This is a genomic window from Sinomonas sp. R1AF57 (genome assembly GCF_002224485.1).
GTDB classification, from domain to species: Bacteria; Actinomycetota; Actinomycetes; order Actinomycetales; family Micrococcaceae; genus Sinomonas; species Sinomonas flava.
In genome coordinates this window covers 1,336,817-1,356,613 of sequence record NZ_CP022463.1, presented here as the reverse complement: position 1 = coordinate 1,356,613, position 19,797 = coordinate 1,336,817, and the positions used below count along the sequence as shown (strand labels likewise).

The 19,797-nt window shown below is 71.9% G+C and carries 18 protein-coding genes and 1 rRNA gene; 6 read left to right on the top strand and 13 right to left on the bottom strand.

Annotation, left to right across the window (positions count from 1 at the left end; all coding sequences use genetic code 11):
• Entirely contained in the window at positions 1-1,401 is a 1,401-nt protein-coding gene (locus CGQ25_RS06210; protein ID WP_208712288.1) for a DUF1731 domain-containing protein, read from the top strand.
• Positions 1,402-1,413: 12 nt separating this feature from the next.
• Here CGQ25_RS06210 and CGQ25_RS06205 read toward each other — a convergent pair whose 3' ends face one another.
• Together CGQ25_RS06205 and CGQ25_RS06200 are read right to left on the bottom strand one after the other, a co-directional pair.
• Positions 1,414-1,956, bottom strand: a complete 543-nt coding sequence (locus tag CGQ25_RS06205; protein ID WP_208712287.1) for an acyl-CoA thioesterase — start codon at positions 1,954-1,956, stop codon at positions 1,414-1,416.
• A 31-nt stretch (positions 1,957-1,987) separates the two neighbouring features.
• Positions 1,988-3,856: an AMP-binding protein gene (locus CGQ25_RS06200; protein WP_255405746.1), complete on the bottom strand. Its 1,869-nt coding sequence runs from the start codon at positions 3,854-3,856 to the stop codon at positions 1,988-1,990.
• A gap of 265 nt (positions 3,857-4,121) precedes the next feature.
• On the opposite strand from CGQ25_RS06200, the gene CGQ25_RS06195 reads away from it, so the two are divergent.
• Genes CGQ25_RS06195 through CGQ25_RS06180 form a run of 4 tightly spaced genes read left to right on the top strand, consistent with a single transcriptional unit; the run spans position 4,122 to position 8,394 of the window.
• A complete protein-coding gene (locus tag CGQ25_RS06195) occupies positions 4,122-4,793 on the top strand; it encodes a GntR family transcriptional regulator (RefSeq protein WP_208712285.1) in 672 nt (223 codons plus the stop codon).
• Positions 4,786-6,306, top strand: a complete 1,521-nt coding sequence (locus tag CGQ25_RS06190; RefSeq protein ID WP_208712284.1) for an MmgE/PrpD family protein — start codon at positions 4,786-4,788, stop codon at positions 6,304-6,306. Before CGQ25_RS06195 ends, CGQ25_RS06190 begins: the two co-directional genes overlap by 8 nt.
• The gene (gene prpB, locus CGQ25_RS06185; RefSeq protein ID WP_208712283.1) at positions 6,306-7,211 is read left to right on the top strand and encodes a methylisocitrate lyase; all 906 of its coding nucleotides are present in this window, start codon (positions 6,306-6,308) and stop codon (positions 7,209-7,211) included. Before CGQ25_RS06190 ends, prpB begins: the two co-directional genes overlap by 1 nt.
• 31 nt (positions 7,212-7,242) lie before the next feature.
• Complete coding sequence (locus CGQ25_RS06180; protein ID WP_208712282.1) at positions 7,243-8,394, top strand: bifunctional 2-methylcitrate synthase/citrate synthase; 1,152 nt, start codon at positions 7,243-7,245, stop codon at positions 8,392-8,394.
• A gap of 34 nt (positions 8,395-8,428) precedes the next feature.
• Here the strand turns inward: CGQ25_RS06180 and CGQ25_RS06175 are convergent, their stop codons facing one another.
• The 10 genes from CGQ25_RS06175 to CGQ25_RS18285 form a co-directional block, all read right to left on the bottom strand.
• Complete coding sequence (locus CGQ25_RS06175; RefSeq protein ID WP_208712937.1) at positions 8,429-8,911, bottom strand: 8-oxo-dGTP diphosphatase; 483 nt, start codon at positions 8,909-8,911, stop codon at positions 8,429-8,431.
• 13 nt (positions 8,912-8,924) lie between these two features.
• Positions 8,925-9,941: a site-specific tyrosine recombinase XerD gene (gene xerD / locus CGQ25_RS06170; RefSeq protein WP_369802321.1), complete on the bottom strand. Its 1,017-nt coding sequence runs from the start codon at positions 9,939-9,941 to the stop codon at positions 8,925-8,927.
• A 2-nt stretch (positions 9,942-9,943) separates the two neighbouring features.
• Positions 9,944-10,627: an NUDIX hydrolase gene (locus tag CGQ25_RS06165; RefSeq protein ID WP_208712280.1), complete on the bottom strand. Its 684-nt coding sequence runs from the start codon at positions 10,625-10,627 to the stop codon at positions 9,944-9,946.
• 9 nt (positions 10,628-10,636) lie between these two features.
• On the bottom strand, positions 10,637-12,370 hold the full coding sequence (locus CGQ25_RS06160) for a CTP synthase (RefSeq protein ID WP_208712279.1): 1,734 nt from the start codon (positions 12,368-12,370) through the stop codon (positions 10,637-10,639).
• A gap of 31 nt (positions 12,371-12,401) precedes the next feature.
• Positions 12,402-14,150, bottom strand: coding sequence for a DNA repair protein RecN (recN, locus tag CGQ25_RS06155; RefSeq protein ID WP_208712278.1), 1,749 nt, complete (start codon positions 14,148-14,150; stop codon positions 12,402-12,404).
• Positions 14,151-14,164: 14 nt separating this feature from the next.
• Entirely contained in the window at positions 14,165-15,184 is a 1,020-nt protein-coding gene (locus CGQ25_RS06150) for an NAD kinase (RefSeq protein ID WP_208712277.1), read from the bottom strand.
• On the bottom strand, positions 15,181-16,023 hold the full coding sequence (locus tag CGQ25_RS06145) for a TlyA family RNA methyltransferase (RefSeq protein ID WP_208712276.1): 843 nt from the start codon (positions 16,021-16,023) through the stop codon (positions 15,181-15,183). The genes CGQ25_RS06150 and CGQ25_RS06145 overlap by 4 nt, the downstream gene beginning before the upstream one ends.
• Position 16,024: 1 nt before the next feature.
• A complete protein-coding gene (locus CGQ25_RS06140) occupies positions 16,025-16,219 on the bottom strand; it encodes a hypothetical protein (protein ID WP_208712275.1) in 195 nt (64 codons plus the stop codon).
• Positions 16,220-16,285: 66 nt separating this feature from the next.
• A complete protein-coding gene (locus CGQ25_RS06135; protein ID WP_208712274.1) occupies positions 16,286-17,266 on the bottom strand; it encodes an HAD-IIA family hydrolase in 981 nt (326 codons plus the stop codon).
• Complete coding sequence (locus tag CGQ25_RS18285; RefSeq protein WP_222703708.1) at positions 17,267-18,178, bottom strand: tetratricopeptide repeat protein; 912 nt, start codon at positions 18,176-18,178, stop codon at positions 17,267-17,269.
• A 6-nt stretch (positions 18,179-18,184) separates the two neighbouring features.
• Here CGQ25_RS18285 and CGQ25_RS06125 point away from each other — a divergent pair, with 6 nt between their 5' ends.
• Positions 18,185-19,507 (top strand): hypothetical protein, encoded by a 1,323-nt coding sequence (locus CGQ25_RS06125; RefSeq protein ID WP_208713196.1) that lies wholly within the window; start codon positions 18,185-18,187, stop codon positions 19,505-19,507.
• A 157-nt stretch (positions 19,508-19,664) separates the two neighbouring features.
• Here the strand turns inward: CGQ25_RS06125 and rrf are convergent.
• A 5S ribosomal RNA gene (gene rrf, locus CGQ25_RS06120) occupies positions 19,665-19,781 on the bottom strand.
• Between the last annotated feature and the right edge of the window lie 16 nt (positions 19,782-19,797).

Sequence of the window (19,797 nt, the reverse complement as noted above, 5' to 3'; positions counted from 1 at the left end):
GTGACCTGGCAGCGCAGCGCATCGCAGTGGTTCCGCCTCCCGGCCCAGCAGCTGTGGGAGGTCATCTCGCGGCTCGAGCTGTGGCCCCAGTGGAACCCGGCAGTGGCGCACGCCGATCTCGACGGGCCCCTCCGCGAGGGGACGTCCGGCCGCTACTCCCCCAGTCACCGGCTCATCGGGCCGCTGCACCGACGGACCGCGCCGGCCTTCAGCCTGACCGCCGTCCAGGATGGACGGCGGCTCGCCCTCCGGCAGCCCCAGCCTGGCGGCTCACAGGACATCGAGTGGACCCTCGAGGAGCGGGACGGGGGTACTGTCCTGACCCAGCGCGTCTCGGTGGCCGGGCCGCTCGCCCAGCAGTTCGGCCTCACCGCAGGAGAGCCGCTCGTGCGCGGCTTCGAGCTGCAGTGCGCGCGCCTGTACCGCCTCGCCGCCCCGCCGGCGCCGTCCGCGGACGCCGACGGACGCGACCTCACCGTCATCGTCGGGGGCTCGGGCTTCCTCGGAACCCTGCTGGCCGCTGACCTGGCCTGCGACGGCCGGCGCGTCGCGGTGCTGACCCGTTCCGCGAGCGACTCGCCCTTCGAGCAGATCACCTGGGACGGCGCGCACGACGGCGAGTGGTCGGCCCGGCTGGGTGCCGAGCCCCGCCTGCGCCTCGCCAACCTGTCCGGGGTGAGCCTGGACCGCCCGGGGACGGACGAGAACCTCGCCCTGCTGACCGCCAGCCGGGTCGAGCCGACCCGGGCGCTCGTCGAGGCGAGCCGCTCGTGGGACCGGCCCGTCGAGCACTGGCTCCAGCAGAGCGCCGTCGGGATCTACGGCGACAGCGGGGACGTCGCGGACGAGTCGACCCAGCCACCGCAGCTCGCCGGCGGGCTCGCCGCCGTCGTGAGGGCGTGGGAGGGCGCCGCGGACGGGGCCGCCGCGGAGCACCGGACGGTGCTGCGCACCGCCGTCGTGCTCCACCGCGACGCGCCGCTCATGACGCGCCTGACAGTTCCCGCCCGGATCGGCGCCGGGGGCCACCTCGGCACGGGCGGGCAGTGGTTCACCTGGATCCACGCCGCGGACTGGGTGCGGATCGCCCGGGCCGCCCTCGGCCTCGCGGCCGATCCCGGCGGCTCAGGGCTCGCGGCCCTGCCGGACGGTGTGGTCAATGCCGCCTCACCGCAGCCCGTGACCAACCGGGAGCTCATGGCGCACCTGCGCGAGCTCGTGGGGGTCCCGGTCGGCATCCCCGCCCCGGCCGCCCTCGTGCGGCTCGGCGCGGGAGTGATGCGCACCAACCCCGCCCTCGCGCTGGACAGCGTGCGCGCGGTACCCGGCGTGCTCAACGAGGCAGGCTTCGGCTTCCGCTACCCGACGCTGGCCGCAGCCATCAAGGAGCTCGGCTCCTAGGAGCCCGGGGCCCTACCAGGCGTGCGGAGCGGGGCGCCGGGTGCTCGGCAGCGCGTTCTCCTCGCGCCACCGGTGGAGGAACTCCGGCAGCACGAGGTCCGCCGGCGGGCGTCCCACCTCGGCGAAGATCTCCTCGTTGGGCACGGGCCCGGCGGAGGAGACGAGGCGGGCCGCGATGTAGGCGCGGGCGTACACCTCGCCGTCGGCCACCATGCGCTGCTCGAAGAACATCGCCTTCTCGTCGAATCCGATGATGCGGCTCTCGACCGTGTAGCGCTGCCAGAGCGTCAGCGACTTGCGGAAGGTGATCGTCTCGAGGTTCACCACCGGCGACCACCCTCTGGCCCTCATCCTGTCCCACGCGCCCGCGCGGACCATGAGGTCGAACCGGCCCAGGTCCATGAGGGAGAAGTACATGCCGTTGTTGACGTGCATGGCGAGGTCGATGTCCGTGGGCAGCACCCGAAGCGGCAGGGAAGAGGTCTCCCACACGGTCAGGGGCGGGCGCCGGCGGGACGTGATCAGCAGCAGGAGCGTGCGCAGGAGGAGATGCATGGCCCCATGCTACTGGTGAGTAACTTCGCCGTCATGTCCGCTGGGTCAGGACCGGCACGAGGCGGTCGATGACCGTGGCATCCTCGATCGTCGACGGGACGGCGTAGTCCTCCCCATCGGCGATCTGGCGCATGGTCTTGCGCAGGATCTTCCCCGAGCGGGTCTTGGGCAGGGCGTCCACGACGACCGCCTGCTTGAAGTCGGCCACCGGCCCGACCTCGCGCCGCACGAGCGCCACGAGCTCGGCCGCGAGCTGGTCCCCGGGGACGGACACTCCGGCCTTGAGCACGACGAAGCCGACAGCCCGCTGCCCCTTGAGCTGGTCCTTGAGTCCGATGACGGCGCACTCGGCGACGGCCGGATGACGGGCCAGGACGGCCTCGATGGCCCCGGTCGAGAGGCGGTGGCCGGCGACGTTGATGATGTCGTCGGTGCGCCCCATGACGTAGACGTACCCGTCGGGGTCGCGGTAGCCCGAGTCGCCGGTGGCGTAGAAGCCCGGGAAGGCAGAGAGGTACGAGGCGACGAACCGCTCATCGTTGTGCCACAGGGTCGTGAGCGTGCCGGGCGGCAGGGGCAGCCGCAGCGCGATGTTCCCCTCCTCGCCCGGTCCCAGCGGGGCGCCGGCCCCGTCGAGGATCTCGAGCTCGTAGCCGGGCATGGGCAGTGAGGGCGAGCCCGCCTTGAGCGGCAGCTCCTCGACTCCGGCCGGGTTCCCGCAGATCGCCCAGCCCGTCTCGGTCTGCCACCAGTGGTCCACGACGGGGATGCCGAGCTTCTCCCCCGCCCAGCGGTACGTCTCCGGGTCGAGCCGCTCCCCCGCCGCGTAGAGCCGCACCAGGGACGAGACGTCGTATCCGGCAAGCAGCCCGAGCTCCGGGTCCGCGCGGCGGATGGCCCTCAGCGCCGTCGGCGCCGTGAAGAGGACCTTGACGCGGTGGTCCTGCACGACCCTCCAGAACGCCCCCGCGTCGGGTGTGCCGACCGGCTTGCCCTCGTACAGGACCGTCGTCGCTCCCGCCAGGAGCGGGCCGTAGACGATGTACGAGTGGCCCACGACCCAGCCGACGTCGGAGGCGGTCCACATCACCTCCCCCGGGCCGACCCCGTAGAGGCTGCGCATGGTCCACGAGAGGGCCACCGCGTGCCCCCCGTTGTCGCGCTGCACGCCCTTCGGCGTGCCGGTGGTCCCTGAGGTGTAGAGGATGTACAGCGGGTCCGACGCCGCCACAGGCACCGGGGCGACGGGGTCGGCACCGGCGAGGGCCTCGTCGAAGCCGAGCCAGCCGGGGTAGTCGGCGAGCGTATGGCCGAAGCCCTCGCGGGGCACGACGACGACCGGGAGATCGGGCACGCCGGCGACCTCGAGGGCCTCCTCGACGGCGGGAAGGTACTCGACCCGGCGGTTCGGCTCGATGCCGCCGCTGGCCGTCACGATGAGCTTCGGGCGCGCGTCGGCGATCCGGGCGGCGAGCTCGCGCGGCGCGAAGCCGCCGAACACGACCGAATGGACTGCGCCGAGGCGCGCGCACGCGAGCATCGAGATCACGGCCTCGGGGATCATCGGCAGGTAGAGGACCACGCGGTCGCCCTTGCCGACGCCCAGGCTCCGCAGGGCCCCGGCGAACCGGGCGACGAGGTCGGTCAATTCGGCGTAGGTGTACACACGCTGCGTGCCGAGGGCAGCCGAGTCGTAGACGAGGGCGGCGTCCGCGCCCCGCCCGGCCTCCACATGGCGGTCGAGCGCGTTGTAGCAGGTGTTCAGCTCGCCGCCCGGGAACCAGCGGTACAGCGGGCGCTCGCCGGCATCCAGCGCTGCGGTGGGCCGAGTGGTCCACGCGATCGAATCCGCGGCCTCGAGCCAGAAGCCCTCGCGGTCCTCGAGGCTGCGCCTGTACAGGCGCTCGTATGTGCCGGTCCCCTGGGCCGCGGCTGGTTGCTCCCCGGTCCCCGGCGTCGTCCCCGTACCCTGCGTCGTCCCCTGCGTCACTGTGGTGCTCCTCACTTCGTCGTGATGCCCCCAGCGTAGGGGACCGGACGGGCGGCCCACAAGGGTTCGTGTATACATCCAAAGCGACTTGCCCTGCCACAACGCTTGCTTTCACGCCGAGCCCCTGCGAATGTATACACAGAGGTAAATCCGGCCACCCGTCGAGAGGAGTGTCATGAAGGCCAGCGACCGCGCCTATGCGGCACTCCGGGACGACATCGTCGAGTGGCGGCTGCCCCCCGGGACCGTGCTCGGCGAGGTCGAGCAGTCCGAGCGGCTGGGGGTCTCGCGGACTCCCCTGCGCGAGGCGCTCGCGAGGCTCACCGCCGAGGGACTGGCCTCCGCCCAGCGGGGGCGGGGCGTCGTCGTGAGCGACATCTCCCTGGCCCACATCGACGAGCTCTTCGAGCTCCGCGAGGCCCTCGAGTCGAAGGCCGCCGCGCTCGCCGCGCTCAGGGGGGACCGCGAGCTCTTCGCAGTGCTGCGCGACCGGTTCGCGGCGGCGCCGGCGCTCCTGAACGACGACGACCCGCAGCGCCACGAGTACTACGCCCTCGCCGCAGAGCTCGACGCGGCGATCGACGCCGCGGTCGGGAACTCCTACCTCGCGCAGTCGCTCGAGGGCCTGCGCGTCCACCTCACCCGGGTGCGCCGCCTCGCGAAGGACGACGCCGCGCGGCTGAGGCAGGCGGCGTCCGAGCACGCCGCGATCGCCGCCGCCATTGCCGACGGCAACGCGCACCTGGCGGCCGCCGCGACCGCAGTCCACCTCAGCAACAGCCTGAACCACATCAAGTCCACCCACACCACTCCCACCCCCCACATCCGAGAGGTCTCCCATGGTTGAGATGCATAAGGTCCGCGTCTACAAGAGCGAAGAGAACCTTCCGCGCGAGGAGCAGCTCGCGCACAGGATCGCGAAGGTCGCCGCCGACCCGGTCGAGGTAACGCCCGAGGTGACGGAGATGATCATCAACCGCATCATCGACAACGCCTCCGTCGCCATCGCCTCCCTCAACCGCGGCCCGATCGTCGCCGCGCGGGCGCAGGCACTGGCCCACGCGCCGTCGTCCGGCGGCCGTGGCGCTCTCGTGTACGGCGTCACCGAGCGGGTCTCCCCCGAGTGGGCCGCGTGGGCCAACGGGGTGGCCGTGCGCGAGCTGGACTACCACGACACGTTCCTCGCGGCGGAGTACTCCCACCCCGGCGACAACATCCCGCCGATCCTCGCCGTGGGCCAGCACGTCGGCTCGAGCGGCCGCGACCTCATCCGCGGCATCGCGACCGGCTACGAGATCCAGGTGGACCTCGTGAAGGCCATCAGCCTGCACAAGCACAAGATCGACCACGTGGCCCACCTCGGCCCCTCCGCTGCGGCGGGGATCGGGACGCTGCTCGGCCTCGACGTCGAGACGATCTTCCAGGCCGTGGGCCAGGCCCTGCACACGACGACCGCGACCCGCCAGTCCCGCAAGGGCGAGATCTCGACGTGGAAGGCCCACGCCCCGGCCTTCGCGGGCAAGATGGCCGTCGAGGCCGTGGACCGGGCGATGCGCGGCCAGACCTCGCCCGTGCCGATCTACGAAGGCGAGGACGGCGTCATCGCCTGGCTCCTCGATGGCCCCGACGCCTCGTACGAGGTGCCGCTCCCGGCCGACGGCGAGGCGAAGCGCGCCATCCTCGACACCTACACCAAGGAGCACTCGGCCGAGTACCAGGCGCAGGCCTGGATCGACCTGGCGCGGAAGCTGAACCGCGAGCACCCCGAGGTGACGGACCCGGCGAACGTGGCGAGCATCCTCATCAGGACGAGCCACCACACGCACTACGTCATCGGCTCGGGGGCCAACGACCCGCAGAAGTACGACCCGACGGCCTCCCGCGAGACGCTCGACCACTCGATCCCCTACATCTTCGCCGTCGCCCTCCAGGACGGCGCGTGGCACCACGTCGACTCCTACTCGCCCGAGCGGGCCGGGCGGCCGGACACGGTGGCCCTGTGGCACAAGGTGACCACCGAGGAAGACCCGGAGTGGACCCGCCGGTACCACTCGCTGGACATCTCCGAGAAGGCCTTCGGCGGCTCCGTGGTCATCACGCTCACCGACGGCACCGTCATCGAGGACCAGATCGCCGTCGCCGACGCGCACCCGCTCGGGGCCCGCCCGTTCGGGCGCGAGCAGTACATCGCCAAGTTCCGCAACCTCGCGGCCGAGGCCGTGGCGCCGGAGGAGATCGACCGCTTCCTCGACGCGGTCCAGCGCCTCCCCGAGCTCGGCGCGGGCGAACTCGACGCGCTCAACATCGTGGCGAAGGACGGCGTGATCGACCTCGCCGCGGCCCCGAAGGGACTGTTCTGATGCTGTACTCGAAGTCCACGCCCGAGCAGAAGCGGGTGAAGCTGCGCGAGATCCTCTCCTCCGGGACGCTCCAGCAGTTCCCCGGAGCGTTCAGCCCGCTGTCCGCGCGGCTGATCGAGGAGAAGGGGTTCCCCGGGGTGTACATCTCCGGGGCGGTCCTGGCCAACGACCTCGGCCTGCCGGACATCGGCCTCACGACGCTCACCGAGGTGGCCACCCGCGCCGGGCAGATCGCGCGCATGACCGACCTGCCCGCCATCGTGGATGCCGACACGGGCTTCGGCGAGGCCATGAACGTGGCCCGCTCGGTGCAGGAGCTTGAGAACGCCGGACTCGCCGGCTGCCACATCGAGGACCAGGTCAATCCCAAGCGGTGCGGCCATCTCGACGGCAAGGCCGTCGTCGACCTCGACACGGCCCTCCAGCGGATCCGCGCCGCGGCCGACGCGCGCCGGGACCCGAACTTCCTCGTCATGGCGCGCACCGACGTGCGCGCCGCGGACGGGCTTGAGGCGGCGGTCGAGCGCGCCAAGGCGCTCGTGGACGCCGGGGCCGATGCGATCTTCCCCGAGGCCATGGCGAGCCTCGAGGAGTTCGCGGCGATCCGGGGCGCCGTCGACGTGCCGATCCTGGCCAACATGACAGAGTTCGGCAAGAGCCGGCTCTTCACCCGGGACGAGCTCGCGGGGATCGGCGTGAACCTCGTGATCTACCCGGTCACCCTCCTGCGCATTGCGATGGGGGCGGCAGAACGTACGCTGGATACCATCAGGGCGGACGGAACGCAGGAGGCCGAGGTGGAGAACATGCTGACCCGCTCGCGCCTCTACGAGCTGGTCGACTACGAGGCGTACAACCGCTTCGACACCGGCGTGTTCAACTTCCAGGTTCCCGGCCGATACTGAGTGCCAAGGACCACAGAATAGGAGTCCTGCGATGACGCAAGTGCCCAATACCGAAGAGATCAAGAAGGGCCTGGCCGGCGTGGTGGTGGACTACACCGCCATCTCCAAGGTCAACCCCGAGACCAACTCCCTCCTCTACCGCGGCTACCCCGTCCAGGAGCTCGCCGCCCGCTGCAGCATGGAGGAGGTCGCCTACCTCCTGTGGAACGGCGAGCTCCCGACCCAGGACCAGCTCGCCGAGTTCGAGGCGCGGGAGCGCTCGGGCCGCTCCCTCGACCCGGTCGTGAAGCAGGTCGTGGATGCGCTGCCGACCACCTCCCACCCGATGGACGTGTGCCGCACGGCGGCCAGCGTGCACGGCGCACGGCACGCGCTCGCGGCGGACTCGTCGCGCGAGGCCAACCTCGCCAAGGCCCTCGAGCTCTTCGCCGCCATGCCCGCCGTCGTCGCCTACGACCAGCGCCGGCGCCGCGGCCAGGACCTCATCGAGTCCCGCAGCGACCTCGGCTACGCGGCGAACTTCCTCTGGATGACGTTCGGCGAGGAGCCGGCCCCCGAGGTGGTGCGCGCCTTCGAGGTGTCGATGATCCTCTACGCCGAGCACTCGTTCAACGCCTCGACGTTCACGGCCCGCGTCGTGACCTCGACACTGTCCGACCTGCACTCCGCCGTGACGGCTGCGATCGGTGCCCTCAAGGGACCCCTCCACGGCGGGGCGAACGAGGCCGTCATGGAGACCTTCGAGGAGATCGGGATCCGCGCCGACGAATCCCATGAGGAGGCCAAGACCCGCGCCAAGGCGTGGATGGACGCCGCGCTCGCTGCCAAGAAGAAGGTCATGGGCTTCGGCCACCGCGTCTACAAGCACGGCGACTCGCGCGTGCCGACCATGAAGGCGGCCCTCGACGACCTCATCGCGTTCTACGGGCGCCCCGAGGTCCTGGGGCTCTACGACGGCCTCGAGCAGTCGATGGACGAGGCCAAGGGCATCAAGCCGAACCTGGACTACCCCACCGGCCCGGCCTACCACCTCATGGGATTCGACATCCCCACGTTCACGCCGCTGTTCGTGGCAAGCCGGATCGTGGGCTGGACGGCCCACGTCATGGAGCAGCTCGAGAGCAACTCCCTCATCCGCCCGCTCTCGGCCTACAACGGCCCGGACGAGCGGCACCTCGACTGACCCTCCGCTGAGGTCCCGGCGCCAGCCGGCGCGGTCACTGGCCGAGGACGACGAAACGGGCCACCGTCTCGTTGTCCTCGGCCATTTCCACGTAGAAGTCCCCGACCGTCCCGGACAGGACCACGGGCAGCCAGTGGTCCGCGTCCTGCCACATGTGCTCGACGGGGAGCCGGTCCACGGGGTACCACGCCGGGGCGATCTCCTCGGTCTCGCCGATCTCTCCCGTCCACACCGTCGAGGTGAACATGGTGCACTCCATGTCCCAGGCCGGCCGGGCGGGGAAGCGGAAGTCGACGGTGCCCGCCGGGGTGAGCAGCGCGGCGTCGAGCACGACGCCGGCCTCCTCGGCTAGCTCGCGCACGGCCGCTTCCGCCGGGGTCTCCCCCGGTTCGATGTGCCCCCCGAGGCCCACGACCTTGCCGAGGCCGAACCCGCGCTTCTTGCGGCCCAGCAGCACCTCGCGGCCGAGGGGAGCCTCGCGCAGGAGGAAGCAGAGGGCGACGGGGGCGCCCATCAGCGGTGGCTCCGCATCATCCTCTGGCCCTCGGGTGCGCCGCAGCGTAGACCTCGCGCAGCGTGTCTGCGGTGACGAGCGTGTAGACCTGCGTGGTGGTGACTGAGGCGTGGCCCAGAAGCTCCTGGACCACCCTCACGTCCGCGCCGCCCTCGAGGAGGTGGGTCGCGAAGGAGTGGCGCAGCGTGTGGGGCGAGACGTCCCGGCCGATCTGGGCCTTCTCGGCGACGTCCTTCAAAATGGTCCAGGCGCTCTGGCGGCTCAGCCGGCCGCCCCGGGCGTTGAGGAAGAGCGCGGGGGTGCCGCGTCCCTTGGACACGAGGGTGGGGCGGGCGCGGACGAGGTAGGCCGAGAGCGCCCGGGCGGCAAAGCTGCCGATTGGGACGAGGCGTTCCTTGGAGCCCTTGCCGAAGAGCCGCACGACCGGGGGGCCGCCGTCCGCGGAATCGAGACGGAGGTCGTCGACGTCGAGACCGACCGCCTCGCTGATGCGCGCACCCGTCGCGTAGAGGAATTCGAGCAGCGCCCGGTCGCGCAGGCCCGAGGGCGTGTCGGCGGCGGCTGCCTCGAGGATCCGGGTCACCTCGTGCACGGTGATGGCCTTGGGGAGGCGCTGGCCGGCGAGCGGGGGGTGGACGTCGACGGCGGGGTCGTTCGGCGTCGTGCCCTCGAGCGCCCAGAAGCGGTGGAGCCCGCGCACGGCGACCACGGTCCGGGCCGCCGATCTCGCGGTGAGCGGGCTGCCGCCGTCGGCCCCGTCCCGGAGAGCCTGCGCGAAGGCGCCCACGTGCTGCCGCTGGACGTGCGCCGGCAAGGTGAGGCCGGCCGCGCCGAGGTAGGCACCGTAGCGGGCGAGGTCGCGGCGGTACGCGGCAAGGGTGTTGGCGGCGAGGCCCCGCTCCACCGCGAGGTGCCGCAGGTAGTCCTCGACGCCACGGGCGACGGCGGGCGGCGGCTCTGCTGGCCCCGCGGCTGGGGCGGGGGTCGCCGGGGCGGCGGCCGGTGCGGGGTCCGGGGCCTGCACGGGGGGCACGGTCACCGCTGCGCGGGGTGCGCCGGCCACGGGGCGTCGCCGGGGCGCAGCGAAGAGAAGCCCGCGGCGCGCGCCGCGTGGGCGGCCAGGACGGCGACCGCCGCGCTGGGGTTGTGCAGCCTGCCCTCGAGGACCGCCCGGACGGCGTCGTCGAGGTCGACCCAGGCGAACTCGATCTCCGACTCCTCGTCGGTGCGGGTGTGGCGCTCGTGGTGCGGGACCTCGCGCAGACCGCGGGCGAGGTAGATGCGGATCGCCTCGCTCGAGGAGCCCGGGGAGCTGAAGAACTCCGCCAGGACGTGCCACTCGTCGGCGGCGAGGTCCGCCTCTTCGGCGAGCTCGCGCGCGGCGGCGGCAAGGTTGGACTCGCCGTCGACATCGAGGAGCCCGGCCGGGATCTCCCAGAGGTCCATCCCGACAGGATGCCGGTACTGGCGCAGGAGGAGGATGCGGCCGTCGTCGTCCATGGGAAGGACGGCAACGGCTCCGGGGTGGTCGATGAAGTCGCGGTGCAGCGTCCCGGACCCCTCGGAGAGCTCGAAGGCGTCGCTGCGGACGTCCCAGATGCGGCCCTCGTAGACGGTATGGGAGGACAGCACGCGCCGCGGGCTCACGGCATCCTCGACGGTCGTGGCAGTGTGTTCGACCGCCGGGGCGTCGTGGGGCCGCGGCGCGTGCTTCGTCATGTCCGCAGCCTACTTGCCCTTGGCGGCCGAGGCGGGCACCTTCGCGGTCTCCGTGGCGCCGTTCTGGCGCTCGAGGGCCGCCTTGACGAGGCCCACGAACAGCGGGTGGGGGCGGGTCGGGCGCGAGCCGAGCTCGGGGTGGGCCTGCGTCGCCACGTAGTACGGGTGGACGTCGCGCGGCAGCTCCACGAACTCGACGAGCTTCCCGTCGGGGGACGTGCCGGAGAACTTCAGGCCCTTGCCCGCGATCTGCTCCCGGTAGGCGTTGTTGACCTCGTAGCGGTGGCGGTGGCGCTCGGCCACCTTGGTCGCGCCGTACGTCTCGGCGATCACCGAGCCGGGCTCGAGGACCGCGTCGTAGAGGCCGAGCCTCATCGTGCCTCCGAGGTCGCCCTTGCCGCCGACGATGTCGAGCTGCTCCTCCATGGTGGCGATCACGGGGTACTTCGAGTCGGGCTCGAACTCGCTCGAGGACGCGCCCTCAAGGCCGACCACGTTGCGGGCGTACTCGATGACCATGCACTGCAGCCCGAGGCACAGGCCCAGGGTCGGCAGGCCGGTCTCCCGGGCGAGCGTGAGTGCCCCGAGCTTGCCCTCGAGCCCACGGATGCCGAAGCCCCCGGGCACGAGGATCGCGTCGACGCCGGCAAGCGCCTTCTTCGCCCCCGCGGGCGTCTGGCACTCGTCGGAGGCGACCCAGCGGATGTTGACCTTGGCGTCGTTGGCGAAGCCGCCGGCGCGGAGGGCCTCGGTCACCGACAGGTAGGCGTCCGGGAGGTCGATGTACTTGCCGACCAGCGCGATCTCGACCTCGTGGGAGGGGTGGTGGACCGCCGCGAGGAGGCGGTCCCACTTGGTCCAGTCCACGTCCTTGAAGGGCAGGTCGAGGGCGCGGACGATGTACGAGTCCAGGCCCTGGGAGTGGAGGACCTTGGGGATGTCGTAGATGCTCGGCGCGTCCGGGCAGCTGATCACGGCGTCGGTGTCGACGTCGCACATGCGGCCGATCTTGTCCCGCATCGCATCCGGGATCGCGCGGTCGGAGCGGATGACGATGGCCTCGGGCTGGATGCCGATCGAGCGCAGGGCCGCGACGGAGTGCTGGGTCGGCTTGGTCTTGAGCTCCTGGGACGGCCCGATGTAGGGCACGAGGGAGACGTGGACGAAGAAGACATTGGTCCGGCCGACGTCCTGGCGCACCTGGCGCGCGGCCTCGAGGAACGGCTGGGACTCGATGTCCCCGACCGTGCCGCCGATCTCCGTGATGATCACATCAGGGGCGTTCTCGCCCTCGGACGGAAGGCGCATGCGGCGCTTGATCTCGTCCGTGATGTGCGGGATGACCTGGACGGTGTCACCGAGGTACTCGCCGCGGCGCTCCTTGGCGATGACGGTCGAGTAGACCTGGCCGGTGGTCACGTTGGCCGAGCCGTCGAGGGACTCGTCGAGGAAGCGCTCGTAGTGGCCGATGTCGAGGTCGGTCTCTGCGCCGTCCTCAGTGACGAAGACCTCGCCGTGCTGGAAGGGGTTCATGGTTCCCGGATCCACGTTGAGGTAGGGATCCAGCTTCTGCATGGTCACCGAGAGGCCGCGGGCCCGCAGCAGGTGGCCGAGGCTGGATGCCGTCAGACCCTTCCCGAGCGAGGACGCCACGCCGCCGGTGACGAAGATCTGTTTGGTCGTCTGGGCGGAGTCTGAAAAACGGGAATGAGTACGCTGCACCACGGAATTCGAGCATATCACCCCGGCGCCGGGCAATGGGCCGGCGCGCCGGTCAACGCGCCGCCGTCGCCCTCGAGGCCTGCGCGTCCTCGAGGAGTTCGAGGGCGTGGGCCTGCGCCGACGCAGAGTCCTCCTGGCCCGCGAGCATCCGGGCCAGCTCGACCACCCGCTCCTCCTCGCCGAGCACCCGGATGTCGCTCGATGTGACGCCCTGGACGCCGTCCGAGGTCCGGCCGGTGGCAACCGAGTTCTTGATCACAGTGATGTGCCGGTCGGCGAAGGCCGCGACCTGCGGGAGGTGCGTGACGACGAGGACCTGCACGTGCTGTGCGAGCATCGCGAGGCGCCGCCCGATCTCGACCGCCGCGCGGCCGCCCACCCCTGAGTCCACCTCGTCGAAGACGAACGTGGGGACGGGGTCGACGGCCGCGAGGACGACCTCGATTGCGAGCATGACGCGGGAGAGCTCGCCGCCGGAGGCGCCCTTGCCGAGCGGCCGTGCCGGCGCGCCGGCGTGCGGCCGGAGGAGGATGGCGACTGTGTCCGCGCCCTCCGGCCCGAGCTCGTCCGTCTCCTCGACCGCGACCTGGAGGGTCGCGTCAGGCATGGCCAGGGCCGTGAGCTCCTCGCTGACGCGGGCGGCGAGGGCGCCGGCCGCGTCCCGGCGCTGCGCCGTCATCTCGGCCGCGAGCTCCCGCAGGCGGGCTTCGTCGGCCGCGATCTGGGCGGTGAGCACCTCGATGCGGCCGTCGTCGTCCTGCAGCTCGAAGAGCCGCTTCTGGCCGGTCTCGGCCCAGGCGATGACCTCGTCCAGCGTCGGGGCGTACTTGCGGGTGAGGCCCGTCAGGGCCGCCCGTCGCTCCTCGACCTCGGCGAGGCGGCCGGGCCCGTCGGAGTCGAGGGACGCGCCGTAGCTCGCGAGGGAGGCAGCGATGTCTGCAAGGAGGTAGCCCACCTCGGCGAGCCGCTCGGCAGAGGCGCCGAGCTCGGCGTCGTGCTCGGCGACCTGCTCGAGTGTGCGCTTCGCGGAGTCCACGAGCGTGGTCGCATCGGCGCCCTCAGCGAAGTCCTCGGCGACGAGGGCCTCGTGCGCCCGCTGGGCGGCGACGCGCAGCGCCTCCGCGTTCGAGAGGCGCGCCGACTCGGCCCGCAGTTCCTCGTCCTCGCCGGGCTGCGGGCCCACCTCCGCGATCTCGGCCAGGGACGCCTCGAGCGACTCGGCCTCGCGGATGCGCTCGCGCGAGGAGGAGACCAGCTCGTCGAGCTCGCGGCGCGACGCCGTCCAGCGGGTGTAGGTCTCCTCGTAGTCCTTCTGGACAGCGGTGAGCTTCTCCCCCGCGAACTTGTCGAGGGCCTCCCGCTGGGCTGCAGGGCTCTTGAGCCGGAGCTGCTCGGACTGTCCGTGGATCACCACGAGCGCCCCGCCCACCTCGGCGAGGACGCCCACGGGCGCGCTGCGTCCGCCCACGTGGGCACGGCTGCGCCCGTCGGCGCCGACCGTGCGGGCCAGCAGGAGCTCGGCGGCGCCGTCGTACTCCTCGACGTCAGCCCCGGCCTCCTGGGCGCGCACGACGGCGGCGTGGCCGGGTTCCAGCCGGACCCTCGCCTCCGCGAGGCCCGACTTGGCGCCTGTGCGCACCGCGCCGGCGTCGGAGCGGCCGCCCAGGAGCAGCCCGAGCGCGGTGACCACCATGGTCTTGCCGGCACCGGTCTCGCCCGTCACCACGCTCAGCCCGGGTCCCAAGGGCAGGGAGGCCTCGGTGATGACGCCGAGGTCGCGGATCCTGAGTTCCTCGATCACGTGTCCTCCTGGTTTCAGTTCGTCGGGTCGTCTCCGGCCGGGGCGACGTCGCCCTCGCGGCGGGCCCCCCATGGAACGGCGGGCACCTCGGGTACGCCCGGCTCCGGGCCGGCGCCCGGCCTGGCCGGAACGGGTCCGCGCCAGCCGTGGATCGGGAGCTCGAACTTGCGTACGAGCCTGGCGGAGAACGGCGTGGCGCTGATCCTCGCGAGGCGGACCGGCACCGGGGACTTCGTGACCTCGACCCGTGCGCCCGGTGGGAGGTCGACCGACCGGCGTCCGTCGCACCACAGGACCGCGTGTGCGTCGGTGCGCCCCAGGATCTCGACGGCGAGACGGGACCTGGGCGAGACGACCAGCGGCTTCGCGAACAGCGCGTGGGCGCTGATCGGCGTGATCAGGAGCGCCTCGACCTCCGGCCACACGACGGGGCCGCCCGCAGAGAAGGCGTAGGCGGTGCTTCCCGTCGGCGTCGCGAGGACGACGCCGTCGCAGCCGTACGACGTCAGCGGCTTCCCGTCGACCTCGGTGACGACCTCGATCATCCGCTCGCGGGCGGCCTTCTCGATCGCGGCCTCGTTCAGCGCCCATGTGTGGGCGACCTTGGTGCCGTGGTGCCACACCGTGACGTCGATGGTCATGCGCTCCTCGACCGAATAGCTCCGCGAGGCGACCCACTGCACCGTCTGCGCGAGGTCGGCCCGCTCGCTCTCGGCAAGGAAGCCCACGTGCCCCAGGTTCACGCCGAGGAGGGGGACATCGACCTTGACGTTCCGGACGAGCTCGGCGGCGCGCAGGATCGTCCCGTCCCCGCCCAGGACCATCACGAGCTCCACCTCGTCGAGCTCGACGTCCTCTCCCAGGATCTCCGTGGGATGGTCGAGGCCGCCGAAGTGCGCCTCGAGATCACGCTGCTGCGAAGCCGACATGACGGGTGCGAGCCCCGAGCCGTAGAGCTGGGCGCAGGCCTCCCTCGCCGCGACCATCGAATCCTCGCGGCCGGTATGGGCGAGGACCAGGACCCTCCGGTTCATGCGCGCTCCTTGCCTCGACGTTCTGCTGCTGTCTCTGCCTGCTCGGCTGGCCAGTGCGCCTCGACCCACGCCCCGGCCGGCACTTCGGGCGCGGGCGGCTGCCCGGACGGGCGGGTGAGCCACAGGAAGTACTCGACGTTGCCGTCCTGTCCCGGCAGGGGACTCCTGGCAAGGCCGCGCAGGGCGAGGCCAGCAGCGACCGCCGCCTCCGCGACCGCGGTCACCGCGCGGCGTCGCTCGCCGTCGGAGCCCACGACGCCGGTGCGTGCGAGCCGCTCCCGGCCGACCTCGAACTGGGGCTTGACCATGACCAGGAGGTCTCCGCCGGGCTCCGTGCAGCCCGCGAGCGGACCGAGGACGAGGGTGAGCGAGATGAACGAAAGGTCCGCGACCGTCAGCCTCGCGGTGCCGCCGATGGCGGCAGGATCGAGGTCGCGGACGTTGACGCCCTCGTGGACCTCGACCCGGGGATCGCTGCGCAGGCTGTCGACGAGCTGCCCGTGGCCGACGTCGACAGCCACGACATGATCGGCGCCGGACTGGAGGAGGACGTCGGTGAAGCCGCCCGTCGAGGCCCCGGCGTCGAGGCAGCGGGACCCTCGGGGGTCGATGTCCGGGAAGCTCGCGAGGGCACCGGCGAGCTTGTGGCCCGCGCGGCTCACATAGCGGTCGTGCTCGGTGGCCGAGACGTGGATGTCGGCGCCCTCGCCCACGGTCTGGGACGCGCGGGTGACCGGTTCACCGTCCACGCTCACGGCGCCGTCCGCGATCAGGCGAGCGGCGTGGGTGCGCGAACGCGCGAGCCGGCGCCGGACGAGTTCGAGGTCGAGCCGCGCCACCCTACTCCCCCGGCTCCATGCCGAGGACGCCGGACAGCGCCGCGTGGAACGCCTCGAAGGCCGCGGCACGCTCCGCGAGGGGCAGCGCCGCGGCCGCGTCGAGGGCAGCAAGCGCCTGCTCCGTTTCGGGGACCACGGCCTCGTGCTCGCATCCGCGGGCAGCGCCCGGTCCCGGAAGCTGTGGATCCTCGCTCATGGACCCCAGCTTATCGAGACCGGGCGGCAGTTTCGCCGACCCTGCCAATGGAGCGGGCCTGTGGACTCAGCCTGCCCAGCGCACCTCCGGTGCGGTGGGGAGGTCGGCGTCAGGGTGGGCCTCCCACCATGCCGCGCAGGCTGCCCGCCACGCGTTGAGGTCGCCGGGTTCGCCTTCGACGCTCACGACCGCGCCCTCTGCCCGGGCGACGGCGCCGCCCACCCGCCACGCGCCGTCGTGCGCGACGGACTCGGGGTAGGGGGCGAAGAATTCGTCCAGCGTGCCCAGGATGAACGAGGGTCGCTCCGCGGCGCGCGCAGCAAGGATGCTCTCGGGCGTGTCGACTCCGGTCAGCACGGCGGCGGTGGCGAAGCCAGCGCGGTTGCCGCCCAGGATGTCCGTGTCGAGGCGGTCGCCCACCACGAGCGGCCGGCTGGCCCCGAGCCTGTCCGCCGCGGCGAGGAAGAGCGGCGCTTCCGGCTTCCCCGCGACGAGAGGGTCACGTCCTGTTGCCGCCCGGACCGCCGCGACGAGCGTTCCGTTGCCCGGGGCCATCCCCCGGGCCTGCGGGATCGAGAGGTCCGTGTTGGTCGCGATCCACAGCGCGCCGCGAGCGACCGCGTAGGCCGCCTCGGCGAGGTCCCTCCAGCCGAGGTCTGGGCTGAAGCCCTGGATCACCGCGTCCGGCTGCTCCTCGCTCGAGCGGACGGGGACGAGCCCCCGCATCTCGACCTCGCGCCCCAGCGCCGCGCTGCCTGTCACCAGGACGCGCGCGCCCGCCGCGACGTGCTGCGCTAGCAGGTCCGCGCCCGCCTGGGCGGAGCTCACGACGTCGTCATCCGCCGCCGGCGCGCCGAGCTCCCTCAGATGGGCGGCCACCTCGGCGGGGGTGCGCGAGGCGTTGTTCGTCACGTAGCCCAGCCGCACGCCCCGGGGGGCGAGGGCCCTGAGTGCGTCGACGGCGCCGGGAATCGCATGGGGACCGGCGTATACGACTCCGTCCAAGTCGGACAGGACGGCGTCGAAGCCGTCGATGAGGGCTCCCATCTAGGCGTCGCCCTGCGGGCGCTCGTCGTCCTCCACGGAGGGGAACTCCGGGGCGAGGTCTTCCTGGTCGAGGGTCTCGGAGGTGGTCATGCCGATCTCATCCTCGGCGAGGCCTGTCTCGGGCGCTGCGTCCTCGTCGCCAACGGCGTCGAGTCCAACAGGCTCGGCTCCGGTCGAATCGGCATCGCTCGAATCGCCTCCGGTCGAATCGACCCCGGTCCCTTCGGGCGATCCGTCCCCCACCTGCGGGACGCCGCCGCCGTGAGGCGCCGCGCCGTCGTCGGAAGCGTCGTCCTGAGGGGCTGCGGCCGCCGAACGCGCCGCGCGCTCCTCCTCCTCGCGGCGTTCCTCCTCCTCGTCCCAGCCGAGGTCCATGATCTCGGGCTCCTCGAACTCGCCCACGCCCAGAGCACTCTCGGCGACGCCGATCTGGCGGTACCACTTGGCTGCCTCATCGGAGCGCCCCGCCGCCGACAGGGCGTCGGCGTACGCCTCGAAGAGGCGGGGGCTGAAGGAGAAGGCGCGGTTGATGTCGAGCTGCGGGATCTCCAGCTCCTCCACGGCGCCCTTGTAGTCCCCCATGTCGGCGCGGGCCCCGGAGGCGACCATCGCGAGCTCCGCCTTGCCGGCGTTGTCCAGCATGTTGCGCTCATCCGAGTGCGCGAGCTCGAGTGCCTTCTCGGGGCGCCCGAGACCGCGCTCGCAGTCGGCCATGTGGGCGAGGTGGATGCTCGAGCCGGTGATGCGGCGGAACGTCCGGAACTCCCGGAGCGCGTCGTCGTAGCGCCCGGCGGCGTAGGCCGTCATCCCGACGGCCTCGCGGACAGCGCCGATGCGCCCCCCGCGCCGGCTCGCGGCAAGGGCGTGCTGGTAGGCCGCTTCCGGGTCATCGTCGATGAGCCGGCCTGCCATGACCAGGTGCTTCGAGACCCACTCGCTGTTGTTGCCTTCGAGGGTGCGAAGCTGTCCGAACGTAGCGCGGTCGAGCTCCCGGCCCGTGACGTCCGGGTCGATCTCGGGGGACCGCTCGCGATCGGGCCGGTTCGAGACCCTGAGGTCAGCGGCGTTGTGGCGACGCTCCCGGTCCTCGCGCGGTTCGAAACCGCGCTCGCTGCGATCGCCACGGTCATGACGATCGCCACGGTCGTCGCGCCCAGGACGCCCGCCAAAGTCCCTGCGGTTGCCGAAGGAACGGCGCTCGCCGCCCTCGCGGTCGTCGCGCTGGAACGGACGACGCTCACCACGGTCGCCACGATCACCGAAGGAACGGCGCTCGCCGCGGTCATCGCGCTGGAACGGACGACGCTCACCACGATCACCATAGGAGCCGCGCTCGCCAGACGAACCACGGTCGCCGAAGGAACGGCGCTCGCCGCGGTCGTCGCGCTGGAACGGACGACGCTCACCACGGTCGCCACGATCACCGAAGGAACGGCGCTCGCCGCGGTCGTCGCGCTGGAACGGACGACGCTCACCACGCTCGCCGAAGGAACGGCGCTCGCCGCGGTCGTCGCGCTGGAACGGACGACGCTGACCACGGTCATCGCGCTGGAACGGACGACGCTCACCACGGTCGTTACGATCACCGAAGGAGCGACGCTCACCACGATCACCATAGGAGCCGCGCTCGCCAGACGAACCACGGTCGCCGCGGTCGTCGCGCTGGAACGGACGACGCTCACCACGGTCATCGCGCTGGAACGGACGACGCTCACCACGGTCGTTACGATCACCGAAGGAGCGACGCTCACCACGGTCATCCCGCTGGAACGGACGACGCTCACCACGGTCGTTACGATCACCGAAGGAGCGACGCTCACCACGGTCATCCCGCTGGAACGGACGACGCTCGCCACGATCACCATAGGAGCCGCGCTCGCCAGACGAACCACGGTCGCCGAAGGAGCGACGCTCACCACGATCACCATAGGAGCCCCGCTGGCCGCGCTCACCGTACGAACCGCGGTCGTCACGGTCGCCGAACGAACGCCGCTCCCCGGCGGGGCCACCCTGGGCACCTCGATCGCGGTCGCGGAAGCCACGCGGGCGACCGCCAGAGTTGCTGGTGCCCCGGAAGGGAGCGCCGGATCGGTCGGAGCCTCTATCGGAGCCGCCCCGGCGAGGACCGTCGAATCCCCGTCCCCTGTTGCCTCGCCCGTTCTCGTCTGCCATGGTGGCTCCTCTTCCCTGATGTCCTTGGTGATCGGCGACTTGGCGCCGTCACGTCCCTATGTACTTTGAATGAAGCTGTCAGTCTCGATGCTGAGACGCACCGCAGCCGCGAACCTGACCGACGCTCGCGCCATCAAGTCTACGTGGGCTGCCTTCGCCCTGCCGAGCCGTCGTTAAATGCAGGGAGCCCCCCGGCGGGTGCTGGGGGGCTCGACCTGGTGGTGTTGTCCGGCGGTGTCCTACTCTCCCACACCCTCGCGGGTGCAGTACCATCGGCGCTGTGGGTCTTAGCTTCCGGGTTCGGGATGGGACCGGGCGTTTCCCCCACGCTGTGACCGCCGTAACCCTGTGTCCCGTCC